Source organism: Myroides fluvii (genome assembly GCF_009792295.1).
GTDB lineage: Bacteria > Bacteroidota > Bacteroidia > Flavobacteriales > Flavobacteriaceae > Flavobacterium > Flavobacterium fluvii_A.
This window is the reverse complement of record NZ_CP039934.1, coordinates 1,192,517-1,206,765: the sequence shown is the minus strand read 5'-3', so window position 1 is coordinate 1,206,765 and position 14,249 is coordinate 1,192,517. Positions and strand designations below refer to the sequence as shown.

Annotated in this window: 6 protein-coding genes; 5 read left to right on the top strand and 1 reads right to left on the bottom strand. The window is 36.3% G+C overall.

Annotation, left to right across the window (positions count from 1 at the left end):
* Positions 1–9 precede the first annotated feature (9 nt).
* Entirely contained in the window at positions 10–771 is a 762-nt protein-coding gene (locus FBR08_RS05565) for an enoyl-CoA hydratase/isomerase family protein (RefSeq protein ID WP_158961810.1), read from the bottom strand.
* 1,165 nt (positions 772–1,936) lie between these two features.
* Between FBR08_RS05565 and FBR08_RS05560 the strand changes: the two genes are divergently transcribed.
* The 5 genes from FBR08_RS05560 to FBR08_RS05540 all read left to right on the top strand — a co-directional run bounded on the left by FBR08_RS05560 (position 1,937) and on the right by FBR08_RS05540 (position 14,247).
* Entirely contained in the window at positions 1,937–7,624 is a 5,688-nt protein-coding gene (locus FBR08_RS05560) for a DUF11 domain-containing protein (RefSeq protein WP_158961809.1), read from the top strand.
* A 31-nt stretch (positions 7,625–7,655) separates the two neighbouring features.
* Complete coding sequence (locus FBR08_RS05555; protein WP_158961808.1) at positions 7,656–11,321, top strand: hypothetical protein; 3,666 nt, start codon at positions 7,656–7,658, stop codon at positions 11,319–11,321.
* 83 nt (positions 11,322–11,404) lie between these two features.
* Entirely contained in the window at positions 11,405–12,010 is a 606-nt protein-coding gene (locus tag FBR08_RS05550; RefSeq protein ID WP_158961807.1) for a hypothetical protein, read from the top strand.
* A 6-nt stretch (positions 12,011–12,016) separates the two neighbouring features.
* Positions 12,017–13,306 (top strand): gliding motility-associated C-terminal domain-containing protein, encoded by a 1,290-nt coding sequence (locus FBR08_RS05545; protein WP_158961806.1) that lies wholly within the window; start codon positions 12,017–12,019, stop codon positions 13,304–13,306.
* A gap of 8 nt (positions 13,307–13,314) precedes the next feature.
* Positions 13,315–14,247, top strand: coding sequence for a PorP/SprF family type IX secretion system membrane protein (locus tag FBR08_RS05540; protein ID WP_158961805.1), 933 nt, complete (start codon positions 13,315–13,317; stop codon positions 14,245–14,247).
* Positions 14,248–14,249: the final 2 nt, after the last annotated feature.

The window sequence follows — 14,249 nt, the reverse complement described above, 5'->3', positions numbered from 1 at the left end:
TATCTTCAGCTATTTGTTTTTAAACGCATTTAACGCACGTACGGTAAAGTCAGAAAGCACTAATCGACCTGATATCTCGGCTCTTTCTGCTAATAATACATCCCAATGCGCAGTTCCCTCCCAAAATATTTTTTTCATTTCACTTAGGGCTTCGGGGTTATAACTACTTATTTTTTTTGCAAAACTTGTTACTTCTAGGTCCATTCGTTCGATAGAATCATACACTTCGTCGTATAGTCCCTGTTGATGAGCCCAAGAGGCTGTTTTCCATTCGTGGGCCATAAGAGACATGGAAGTAAAAGCCGTTTTACCAATCTTTCTTGAAACAGCGGGTTCAATAACAAAGGGACCAATGCCAATTGCTAATTCGGATAATTTAATTGAAGCTTGTGCTGTGGCAAAACAATAGTCGCAAGAAGCAGCTAAACCTACACCTCCGCCAACTGTTTTTCCGTGAATGCGACCAATGAAGATTTTAGGACTTTTGCGAATGGCATTGATGACATTGGCAAATCCCGAGAAGAATTTTTTTCCTGTCACTTTATCTTGAATAGCTAATAACTCATCAAAAGAGGCACCAGCGCAGAAAGCGCCTGTTCCTTCACTTTGAAGAATTACCGTTGTTACTTCTGTTTTTGTGTTTAACTGGGTAATCGCTGTAGTTAATTCGTCCAATAAAAAACTTGGAAATGAATTACTTGCGGCGCTATAAAAGGTAATCGTTGCAATCTTATCTGTGATTGCAGTTTTTATATAGGCATTTTGTTCCATAAAAATAGTCTTTAGCCAAATGTAAGCATTCTTGAGAAAGCAGGAAAATGTTTATACGAATCGGATCGGTTTTAGAAGTAACATGATATCATATGAAAAGGATTAAGAAAAAATTCACATAAAAAGATTTTGTAAAATGAAACCAAATTTAACTTATTTGACGTTAGTTTTAAGGTAAAAAAAGGACGGTAAATACACCTTGCGTTAATGGGGGTAAGACATTTTTTTTTTAACTAAATGATTTTTTTTTAAAATGCTAATCACTTGTAAAAATCTGTGCTGAGGGTGTTTTTTAAAAGTTAAAATGCACTATATTGCCACCGTTTTATCGCTAAATTTTGCCTTCATTCATAGGGCAAAAAGACTCTTTCTATACTGATGGATGTCTTTTTAGAGCTACTTCGAAAAATGCGATTTTTTGACTCTTCTCAACATGATTAATGTAAAATAGTTTAATGACTGTTAATTAACTATTTAAGCATTTATTTGTTTGTATATTAACTTTTATTGGGTTAATCATTCTTTCGATATCAATAAACAGGTGTGAATATGTTAATTTTTTAAGTTGATATATTGTGAATAAATTTTTATAAATAGTTTATTATTTGTATATAATTGTTTATTTTTGTATTGATTTTATATGATAACGCATAAAATCATGAAGATATATTTATACCTTTTACTACTAAAATAGAGGAAAAGCTAAAAAAAGGAGGAAAAAATATAAGTATATATAAGAATAAAGAACATTTCAGTGGTTTTCTAATAATTTGCTTGGGCTAAGTGAAGAAAGTGAAAATCCAGAAAAAAGTTAAAAAAAGAAAAAGAGCTATAAGAAGAAAAGAAATTGTATTTCTGTAGATATTTTAAGTGGGATGCTTGAAAACTACGCAGGATTGATCGAAAAAAAAACAAATAAAAAAAGGATAGATTTAAGTTGACTTGGGCTGAGTAAATTTAAATGTATTTGTGACAAAAGGAATGCTTGCACTGTACACGTACAGTGTAGCATTTCCGTATATTTTCTTGTTCCAACACACTGTTGTATTGGAACCCATCCTTTATATTTTTTTAGTAGATCTTCTATTTATGACACATATGCGTATCATGCATATTGTTGTTGTGCTATACATATACACCTTACACATTAAAATCAGATAATAATATGTTTAATAGACAACACATGGAAGAGAAAATTACTTTCTCCCTCTGGACGAGGGTGTTAATTTTTCTGGTACTCTTAGTACCATTGGTCCAAGGATATGGACAAACGAAAATAATGGTTAATGAGGTAACTAATACTGCTAATCACGTAAATAATCCTACTGCAGCATTAGTTGATGATGCAAATTATGCTCGCATGAATGCCTCACCTGGAGTGGCTATTGGTTTAGGGGCTTATTCTAGTGAATTGGAACTTAAATTTCCTTCGCTTTTACCTGCTAATCAAACGAGTTATTTGAGAATTAAACCAGAGGGTGAAATTCTTGATGCTCTATTAGGAGGTTCGTTGGGCGGTCTTTTAACCAATGTACTTAGACTTGTTTTAATTGGACAACAAGAATTTATTGTAGAAGCAAAAAATCAAACTTCTACTGTTTTAAAAGCATCAAGTACAACTAGTTTAGCTCCTAATGTAGGTAAAATAAAGATTGTTGAAGGACTAGATGGTGCAAAATATGTGGCTATTACACCAAATGCTGCTTATGATCGTTTGTATATTAAAAACAGTGTAGGATCAGCTGCTGGTTTAGGTGTAATAAAAAAACTTGATGTTTTTAGTGCTTTTACCTATGTCCCTTCTAGTTCTACTTGTGGAAAACCAATCGGGACTTCTTTTGATGGAGCTGGACTTTCTTTGTCTCTGTTAGGAACTATGGGAAATACAAATCTGGGAGCGTCTATTGATAATAATTTAGATACTTATTCAGTTTTGAAATTAGGAGGTCTAGTAGATCTTAACGTAGGAAGTTATTTCTCTCAATTGTTTTATTTTCCAACAAAATCACCAAATAATGGAACAGTCAATATCAAACTAGGAAGTAATACAGGAGTATTAGATCTTAATTTGCTTTCTAGTATTGAAGTGCGACTCTATGACAATGATGAACTTGTATATCTAAGACCCTTAAGTGGGGGATTATTAAATGGGGTAGATATTGCAGGACTTTTGCATAATAATGAACCCGTTACTTTAACCTTTGCTCCTGGTAAAACGTTTGATAAAGTAGAGGTTCGTATGAATACCGCAGTAAATATTGGTCTAGCTAGTGGTGGATTGCGGATTTATGACGTCCACCGTTATGATGGAACTACATGCGTTAATTCGAATTATAGGGATCCAGAACCAACACAAGTGCCTTTTGAAACGGCAAGTTGTGCTACTTCATTAGTTGAATTTCAAAATACAGATTTTGCAACCAATGTTTTAGATAACAACAACGAAACGTATGCAACATTGTATGCGAAAGCAGGAACTTTGTTAGTAGGGGAATATGCTTCGGGTATGATTCACATGTCTTATCCAGATCTGGTTGCTGCTAATACAACTTCCTATATCCGCATTGATATGGAAGACGAGGTGATAAGTAAGCTTGTGGGAGGTACTCTAGGTACGTTACTTGAAGGTGCAGCAGGATTGTTATTAGGAAGTCACCATTTTGAGGTAGAGGTGTATAATAATACAAGCTCAACAGCAATCTTAAAGGGCAATAGTAATGTAGGTTTCAGTACTACAAGTGGGAAAATGACAATCGTACAAGATAAAATCGGTCGATATTATCTTGCCGTTACCCCAGATCAACCTTATAAAAGTATTAAGATTACCAATAGCATAAGTGGTGTTCTTGCTGCCGATGCTGTTCGTACCTTGAAAGTGTATAATATGTGTCGTGAAATCGGAACAGATCCGTGTTTTGCCCCGCAATTTACTTCTTTTACCCAGACAGGTATATCCGCTAGTATAACTAATTTTAGCCAAGCAGGAGTGAAAAATCCGTATTATGCGATTAGTGGTAACTCCTCTGAATATGCTGAAATTAACAATGGATTACTAGCTGTAGGAGCAACGGTACGTCAATTGATTTATTTCAATAAACCTTCTCAATCTGGAGATCAACTAAAAGTGCGTTTACAAGCAAATTCACCGAGTTTATTATCTGGAGAATTATTAGGTGGATATAAAATAGTAACCTTTTTAGGTAATACACAAAGAGAATCCTTCACCCTTCAACAAGGGCTGATTAACAACCTCAATTTGTTGAATTTATTCAAATCAGGAGGGATTCAAACTTTTACATATGCAACAACCTTGCCGTTTGACCGCGTTGAAGTTCAAGTGCAATCTGTTGTAGGGGTAAATTTAGCAACACCAACCATTCGTTTATATGACGTGAAACGCGTCGGAGCAACTTGTCCTGAAACAAGTACGGTTTCTCCTTTTACAGCGCCAGTTTGTGCCACTCAATTATTGGACGCAAGTAATGCCAATGATATCAATAACCTATTTGATGATAACTTCGATTCTTATGCAACCTTGCAATCAGGATCAGGTATTTTATTGGGAATAGGTGAGAAGGAAGGTTTTGTAGAATTGGAATACACTGCTGTAGTACCTGCTCATACGACTTCTTATGTTCGCATTGATTTTGAAGGATCTTTGCTGAAACAATTAGTAGGAGGAAGTTTAGGAAATTTGGTTACAGGACTGTTAGATGGTCTTTTACTAGGGAATCACTATTTTAAAGTGACAGTAAAAGACGCCAATAGAAATCCAATTCTAGAGAAAGGAAGTCAAGTCTTAACTTCTTCTTATAGTGATGGAAAAATAAGAGTCGTAATGGATAAATTAGGACGTACTTATTTAGCTATTACACCAACACAAGCGTATAAATCCGTTCGCATTACGGATGTTTCTAAATCAATTATTGGGGCAACCGCTGCGCCGAATACAATGAATGTATATGGCATGTGTTATGAAACTTCAACAGAAGCTTGTGTTGCACCTTTTGTGACTTCTTACGAATATGATGGAATTAGTTTAGATGTAACGGATTTAAGCAATGGAGGAGTAACTTATCCAGAACGAGCGATTGATGATAATTCTACACATGGTTCACAAATGAGTTTGGGAACTATTAATGTTGGAGGAAGTGTAAAACAATGGTTTTACTTTAACTCGCTTTCGGAAGTGAATGATGTTGTCAATATCCGATTGAAAACGGGTACAGGCGCTATTACTGTTCCTTTGTTGGAAAAATTAGAAATTAAAGCATACAAAGGAGATACGTTTGTAGATCAACTGGATTGGAATAATGGTCTAATTGAAGGAACTGAGATTGCAGGTTTATTAAGTTCGGCATCTCTAGTTGATATTCCATTTAAACCCAATGGTCAATATGATCGCATTAGCATTGGATTAAAAAGTTTGGCTAATGTTGGCGTGCTTTCAGCTCTTGAAATTTATAAAGTTGAAAGACTTTGTAGCCCATTTGGATCGAATCAAAATTTAGTATCGTGGAAATCATACAAAGTAAATGGTTCTGCTTCTACTAATACTGTATCAGGAGGTGAGAAAATCGAATATACGATTCACGTGAAAAATGTTGGTGCAACGACGATTAATAACTTTACAGTTTCAGATCGATTACCTATTGGTACTTCATTCTATTCTGCGTTGCAAGGAAGATTGTCTGATGATGGTCAAAAGGTACTCTACGATTTCTCCGGTACGATGACACCAGGGAATGAGCAACGATTTGTTTTCACCGTGGATGTGAATCCTACATTAGAGGGAATATTGCAAATCAAGAATACTGCTTTTACGAAAGAGGCGGGAAGCATTATTTCATATCCTTCCTACCCTCCAGTGGATAATACCAATCCTATAGCAGCAGATTTAACAAAGAACCCTGGAACAATCATCGGAGTCGTGCACAGTACGGCATTACCTAAGGCGATTATCACTTCAGATCAAGCGAATGCGGTATGTCCAGATACGGAGTTTACTTTAGATTCGAATAAAGGTCCTGCTGAGGCAGATACCTACCAATGGTATGTTGATGGAGAGGCGATTGATGCAACAATGGCCGGGTCGACAAATCCGAATTACGGAAAGGAAAAAACGTTAAAAACGAACTATCCAGGTAGTTATACGGTTGTTTATACAAAAGGAGTAGCAGTTTCAGTTGAATCAGATCCTTTTGTTGTGACTCAACTTGCTGCACCGGAGATTGCTTTCTCTGGTAGTCAACGTATTAATGTAACAATTCCAAGAAATCAAAATACAGTAAATGTAATCCTGCCAACTGCTTCTATAGTAGGAGGAACAGGGACAGTAAAATGGTATAATCATCATGCTGTAGAATTTGCTGGAACTTCAATAACATTTGATGCTCCTGGGGTCTATACGTTAACTGTAGTGGCAACCTCAAATAATGGGTGTGAAGCCTATGAAAATGTAATGATAACAGTATATGATGATAGCTTATGTCCACCTATGATAGAAAGAGTGTATGCAAGAGGTTCATCAAGTTGGGGATCTATCATTACAGGAGGTGTTAGTGGTACAGATTATACTATCGATGGAGACCCAACAACTTATTCTACGTTAACAACGGGTATTGGACTTTTGGGAATTGGTACGGTATGGCAAAATATCTACTTTGAAGAAGAAGTTGCCGCAGGTACTCCTGTAACCATTAAGCTAGGAAAACAATATAGTGGATTGATGTTAGCTGGAGGTATTTCTGTCTTAGGATTAGATGCTGATGGTAATACCATCGGAACATTAAAATCAGTTCAAGGTGGTTTATTAGATTTATTAGCAGCGGATAATGTGATTGAATATACATTTGTTCCTTCTGATAAAAATGGACCTAAAAAGTATAAAGGGGTTCGTGTTTCTCAAGGATCTTTATTGAGTGTTGCTCAAATAGCTAAAGTGTACCATGCGTATCATACGAAAAATGTAAGTGCATTTTCGCCTGAATACTGTGAACCTGTTTCAGATAATGTACATCCAGCAGTACTAGATGTATTACATGGAGTGCAAGATTTAGGTATAGGTGCAGCAAGTGCAACCGCTTCTGTTTCTAATCCATGGAATGCCGTGGATGGCAATCTTGAAACGTATGCTACAATAGTTAGAGGTATTGCTGTGTTGAATGCTGCAAGTTTAACGGTAGTCTTTAAACAACAAGCGATGCCTGGAGATAAATTACATATCGTAACTGAGGTTCCTGGAAATCCTATTTTGAGTTTAGAATTAATTAAAGGCTATACAATCCAACGCTATTTAGGAGATCAAAAAGTAGGAGCAGAGATTGATGGAACAAATGGGGCTCAAATTCTAGATCTAAAATTACTAGGATTGGGGTATCGCAATAAGTACAAAATGATTATCAAAGACATCAATCAACCTTTTGATCGCGTTAAAATTTCTTATGGAAACGTGGTTGGAGTACTTGGAGACCTTACTAGGATATACGAAGTAACAGTGGCTCCTCGAATTGATGTTGGCATTGATATCGATGAGGAATATTTAGACCTATGTCAAGGCGGTATATTAACCATTAATACTGAAGACAACTGTTCTACTTATGAAGTTTATACCGAAGAAACAGGTGGGACACCTGTACCAACAGAAGGGCTAAATAACTTCAAATTACCTTATCATTTACCTGAATATCAGGACGAATTGCCAGAAGGTGCTGGTTTTGGTCCAAAATACAGTGTTGTTTATGTACAAACGTACAGAAATGGCTGTGTTATAGGTAGAAGATTACCTATTCGCTTACTATTGAAAAATTGTTCAGTAAAGTCAAATCTGAACGTCACACAAAAAATTAAATAAGATATACTAGAGAATTAAAACATATAGCACTATGAAAAAAATCACATTATTAGCGGCAGTTTTAGGAGCTTCATATTTTGCGAATGCTCAGGTAGGTATAGGAACTCCAACTCCTATTACATCAACACAATTAGATGTTACAGCTACAGATAAAGGTATTTTAATTCCTCGCGTTTCATTAACGGCGATAAATGAATTTAATCCAATTGATGGGGCACAAACGGAAAGTTTATTAGTATATAATAGTAACGGTGCTGATATTCCAACCGGATTCTATTACTGGGTTGATTCCAAATGGAATAGAATTGTTGGAAAAGCAGAGCTGGATCAAGTCATTGAAAATTTAGGCGATAATATTACCAATTTAGAAGCAGATGTAAAGAATATACAAGCGGTAATCAACTACATCTTACCTTCAAATCCATCAAATGATGCGACAACACCAGAAACGCATACAACGGTAGTGTATAAAAACGGAGATTTTTATACGGTAACTTACGATGCCACAACGCAAACGTACACAACGCAACAAATCAATTTTGAGGATTTGGTGAATGGTTTTGAAACGAAAACATTCATGAAAGAGGTATTGAATGCAGAGGGTAAAGTAATCGGAATGATTTACTTTTCAGAGCAAACAATTATCGACTGGTTAGCAGCGGATTCAGCAAATACAATTGCAAATATCCCAAATAATGCACCTGGAGCAATGCCAATTAAAGTGAAGGATATTGTGGTAAATAATATTCAGGAGATTTTAGAATCGCCAACGAATATCACCATTACTACAGTAGAAGGGGATAGAACGTTTACAACAGTAGAAGAATATTTACAATATGTTACGCAATTCTCTAATGGCAATGTAATTTATAGAGAGATTGACGATCCAGCCAATGCGGGTCAGAAAATTTGGGTATTCCAATATTGGGATGAAGCAACCAATACGTACAAAACCATTAACATCAAGGATTTAGTTGAAGCAGCTGAGACCAATACTACGATTGTTTCGTACAACAACAAACAATACTATTTATCTGAGGCGTATATCAAAGCAGGAGGAGAAATAGATCCAGCAAATTGGACAGCTGTTCCAGCGGGTGCGATTCACGTAGATGTAGTAGGTGGTGTAATCAACAATATCCAAGAGATCTTAGAATCACCAACGAATATCACGATTACTACAACAGAAGGGAATAAAACGTTTACCACAGTAGAAGAATACTTACAGTACATTTCTCAATATTCAGATGGAAATGTAGTGTACAGAGAGATTGACGATCCAGCCAATGCGGGTCAGAAAATTTGGGTATTCCAATATTGGGATGAAGCAACCAATACGTACAAAACCATTAACATCAAGGATTTAGTTGAAGCAGCTGAGACCAATACTACGATTGTTTCGTACAACAACAAACAATACTACTTATCTGAAGCGTATATCAAAGCAGGAGGAGAAATAGATCCAGCAAATTGGACAGCTGTTCCAGCGGGTGCGATTCACGTAGATGTAGTAGGTGGTGTAATCAACAATATCCAAGAGATCTTAGAATCACCAACGAATATCACGATTACTACAACAGAAGGGAATAAAACGTTTACCACAGTAGAAGAATACTTACAGTACATTTCTCAATATTCAGATGGAAATGTAGTGTACAGAGAGATTGACGATCCAGCCAATGCGGGTCAGAAAATTTGGGTATTCCAATATTGGGATGAAGCGACAAATACGTACAAAACCATTAACATCAAGGATTTAGTTGAAGCAGCTGAGACCAATACTACGATTGTTTCGTACAACAACAAACAATACTATTTATCTGAGGCGTATATCAAAGCAGGAGGAGAGACAAATCCAGCAAATTGGACAGCTGTTCCAGCGGGTGCGATTCACGTAGATGTAGTAGGTGGTGTAATCAACAATATCCAAGAGATCTTAGAATCACCAACGAATATCACGATTACTACAACAGAAGGGAATAAAACGTTTACCACAGTAGAAGAATACTTACAGTACATTTCTCAATATTCAGATGGAAATGTAGTGTACAGAGAGATTGACGATCCAGCCAATGCGGGTCAGAAAATTTGGGTATTCCAATATTGGGATGAAGCAACCAACACATACAAAACTATTGATATCAAAGGTTTAGTAGAGGCTGCTGAGACCAATACAACAATTGTGGTTTACAACAACAAACAATACTACTTATCTGAAGCGTATATCAAAGCAGGAGGAGAGACAAATCCAGCAAATTGGACAGCTGTTCCAGCGGGTGCGATTCACGTAGATGTAGTAGGTGGTGTAATCAACAATATCCGAGAGATCTTAGAATCACCAACGAATATCACCATCACAACGACTGAGGGAGATAAAACGTTTACAACGGTTGAAGCGTACTTACAGTACATTTCTCAATATTCAGATGGAAATGTAGTGTACAGAGAGATTGACGATCCAGCCAATGCGGGTCAGAAAATTTGGGTATTCCAATATTGGGATGAAGCAACCAACACATACAAAACTATTGATATCAAAGGTTTAGTAGAGGCTGCTGAGACCAATACAACAATTGTGGTTTACAACAACAAACAATACTACTTATCTGAAGCGTATATCAAAGCAGGAGGAGAAATAGATCCAGCAAATTGGACAGCTGTTCCAGCGGGTGCGATTCACGTAGATGTAGTAGGTGGTGTAATCAACAATATCCGAGAGATCTTAGAATCACCAACGAATATCACCATCACAACGACTGAGGGAGATAAAACGTTTACAACGGTTGAAGCGTACTTACAGTACATTTCTCAATATTCAGATGGAAATGTAGTGTACAGAGAGATTGACGATCCAGCCAATGCGGGTCAAAAGATTTGGGTATTCCAATATTGGGACGAGGCAACAAGCTCATATGAAACGATTAACCTAAGAGATTTAGTTGCGGGAGCAGAAACGAAAACGCAAATTAAACGTACTGAGGTTCTAGCGGATGGTATATTACCTGCTTTTGGAGACGTGCGTACAGCACCAGTGGCAGGCGATGTGAAAAAAGGTGAAATCTTTTATGAGTATAATGCGGAGGGAAATCAAAAAGATTACATCAATATGACGGAAGATATCTTAAACTCAATCAACAACAATGAAGAGATTAAGAATGCAATCACGAATGTACTGAACCAAGGAGGTAACGTGTATTTTGGAGATCACGATAATGATATCGATACACCATCTGTATTCTATCAAGTGATTACTCATACAAATGGTACAAAAGAGAACAAAGAAATTGAATTGCCTGCTTCTTTCTTAGTCAACTTGATTAACAAGTACAAAGATATTGTGAAACAGACTTTAGGTGATCATATCACGAACGAAGGAGATACTGTATTTACAGGAAATGTTTATAACGGATATAAAGTGTATTTAGGTAAAGGAGCAACAACGATTTCATTGTATTCTGCAGTTGCAACTCCTGTGACACTAAATTTAGTTGGTGATAAACAAATCAGACAAGTATTAGCAATCAAACTTCTTAATACAGCAGGACAGGTAGTTACGTCTAATACTACAGATGTTGTCGTTGTAGGTGGAACAGAAATTAAATTTAATATTGGTGTGGGGAACCAATATACGATGTTACCAGTAGGTAGTTATGAAGTCGTAGTTGAATATACTTCAAATGAAGCGGTTCACCCCTAATTTAAATTAATCAATAGCAAAATGATGGGGATTTTATTGTAGTAAATAAACCCCATCATTTTAAACTTAAACAAAACAATAAGATGAAAAAGATATATTTAGGATTCGTATTTTCAGTATTGAGCACAGTAGGATTCGCTCAAACTAAAGTAGGGGGTAGACCAACAATCAATGCGAACGCGATGCTTGAAATCGAAGCTTCAAATAAAGGTCTATTATTGCCAAGATTAGAATTGGTTAGGACAATAGATTTTACTCCATTAGAAGCGCATGTAGCAGGGATGACGGTTTACAATACAAAAAGACAAAATGACGTTGTGCCTGGGTTTTACTATAATGACGGAACGAAATGGCAACAAATGGTGACTTCAGATAATAAAGCAGTGAAATTTTTCTATATGCCTTCTATTGTTTTTGATACTTCTGTCCCGGGAGATAAGAATAAAGATTTGTACCAAGAATACGTGAATCAATTCACCCTAACAGGCAATACGGCTAGTAGCTTAGGTGCTCCTGCTGTCATTCCACATTTTCCTGAGGCGACAGATTTATATTATTATGTAACCGATTATGACAATACCGTATTTTCGGATATTGTAATTGCAGCAGACGGTAAAATGACTTATAAAGTTATTGGTGCAGGTAGTCCATACTCTGTGATGAATATTGTATTCGTTGTTAAAGAATAGGGGAAGATGAGGATAAACCACAAAATCTTGCTTGGCACTTTGGCTTTGACAGGAGGTTTAGCGTTTGGACAAACCGTTAATTACGGTGGTTTGTATATTCTGCCAAATACAGAAATGGCAACGCTCTTCCCGATGGAAAACAAAGAGAAAGCTTCGGTATTCAACAACGGGACGTTGTATGTATACCATAACTTGTCCAATGATGGAATATTTGATTTTAGAGAAGATGGAAAACTGAAAAATTCAGGTAAAACAATCTTTACTTCTAATCAACAACAACTCATCGGTGGAAGTGAAGGGATCCGTTTCAATAACCTCGAACTGAATAATTCAACTGCTGAAAGTGCTTTTTACCTAAGCAATGATATTTCAACAAAAGGAGAAGTTGAGTTTGTAGATGGAATTGTAACGATGGAAGAGAGTAAAGGTTCTTTTGCTTTTATGGAAGGAGCCAAAGCGAATAACCCATCAGACCAAAGCCATGTGAATGGAACGGTAGATAAAGTAGGGAAGGACGCTTTTACTTTTCCTATAGGAAATCATGGATACTATCGCCCTGCTCATATTACTGCGCCAGAAAACAGCACAGTTTATGTAGGAAGATATAAGTACAAAGACGATGCTTTTTTTCATGATAAATCGAACGCTTCAGGTGTAATCAAAACCTTGAATACAACGGAGTATTGGTATATAGATAAAGAGACCTATGACGAGACAGGGAACAAAAAAGGAAAGGCAAACAAAGAAGAAAAAAACATCATCCTCGAGTTAAGTTGGGATGATCGTACAACTTCTCCTACTGTACTTGAAAACCCTGAAAAAGATTTACATATTGTTCGTTGGGATGAGGAAAAGAAAATATGGGTAGATGAAGGTGGAATTGTCGATATGAGTACCAATCGTATCATCACACCAGCTACAATAAAAGGATTGGGATACTTTACATTAGCAACTGTAAAAACAGATTGGTTATTAGAAGGAGATGTCGTAATCTATAACATTGTTACCGCTGATGGTGATGGAGTGAATGATTATTTCTTTATTGATAATATCCAAAGATTTCCAAACAATAGCGTTCAAATTTTCAACAGATGGGGAGCTAAAGTGTTTGAAACGAAAAACTACGATTCAAATGGCAATGTTTTTACAGGCTATTCTAAAGGAAAAATGACCTTAAATGATAGTGAGAAGCTACCTTCAGGAACATATTACTATGTTATTGTTTATGAAGTAGAGAAAGACGGCGCATCGAGAACGATTAAGAAAGCAGGGTATTTACATTTAGAAACGAATTAATAGTAAGGATGAATTTTTTAAACAAACTCAAAAAAGTTGGAACAGCCTTAGTATTGATAAGCGTTGCTCAACAAGGTTTTGCACAGCAAGAACCTCAGTTTGCACAATACATGTATAACACTTCCGTTTATAACCCTGCGTATGCTGGTACAAGAGAAGTATTAAGTGTATTTGGAAATTATAGAACACAATGGGTAGGATTAGATGGAGCTCCAAAAACAGCTAGTTTTTCTGTGAATACGCCTATTAATGATTCTAATGTAGGATTGGGATTCTCTTTTGTCAATGATAAGATTGGTATTATGGATGAGAACAATATTGCTATTGATTTCTCGTACAAAATAAAACTGAACTATAACTATCAGTTGGCTTTCGGATTAAAAGCTTCTGCGGATCTCTTGAATGTAGATTATACAAAAGGACATCCTTTTGATCCTTCAGATATCAATATCCAAGAAAATATCACCAATAAGTTTACACCCAATATTGGTGCAGGGGTATACCTTTATTCTGATCGATCGTATTTAGGGGTATCCGTGCCTAGCTTTTTAGAAACACACCGTTATGATGATAACGATGTAACAACAATGAAACAACGCATGCAGTTGTATTTAATCGGGGGATATGTATTTGATATCAATCCAGATTTAAAATTCAAACCTGCATTCTTAATGAAAACGGTACAAGGAGCACCCTTACAGATTGACTTAACCGCAAATTTCTTGATTTTTGAGAAATTAACTGCAGGAGTTGCGTATCGTTGGGATGCCGCTGTTAGTGGATTGGTTGGATTTCAAATCAGTGAAAGCCTATTCGTAGGATATTCTTATGATGCAGATACATCCAAATTGAAACATTACAACAGTGGATCACATGAGTTTTTCTTACGTGCCGATATCTTTAATCGATACACGAGAAAAACATCGCCGCGTTTCTTCTAACC

Bases quoted from the DNA above. Each gene is read 5' to 3' on its own strand.
- FBR08_RS05545 (WP_158961806.1), top strand. From the start codon at position 12,017: ATGAGGATAAACCACAAAATCTTGCTTGGCACTTTGGCTTTGACAGGA.
- FBR08_RS05555 (WP_158961808.1), top strand. From the start codon at position 7,656: ATGAAAAAAATCACATTATTAGCGGCAGTTTTAGGAGCTTCATATTTT.
- FBR08_RS05540 (WP_158961805.1), top strand. From the start codon at position 13,315: ATGAATTTTTTAAACAAACTCAAAAAAGTTGGAACAGCCTTAGTATTG.
- FBR08_RS05550 (WP_158961807.1), top strand. From the start codon at position 11,405: ATGAAAAAGATATATTTAGGATTCGTATTTTCAGTATTGAGCACAGTA.
- FBR08_RS05565 (WP_158961810.1), bottom strand. From the start codon at position 771: ATGGAACAAAATGCCTATATAAAAACTGCAATCACAGATAAGATTGCA.
- FBR08_RS05560 (WP_158961809.1), top strand. From the start codon at position 1,937: ATGTTTAATAGACAACACATGGAAGAGAAAATTACTTTCTCCCTCTGG.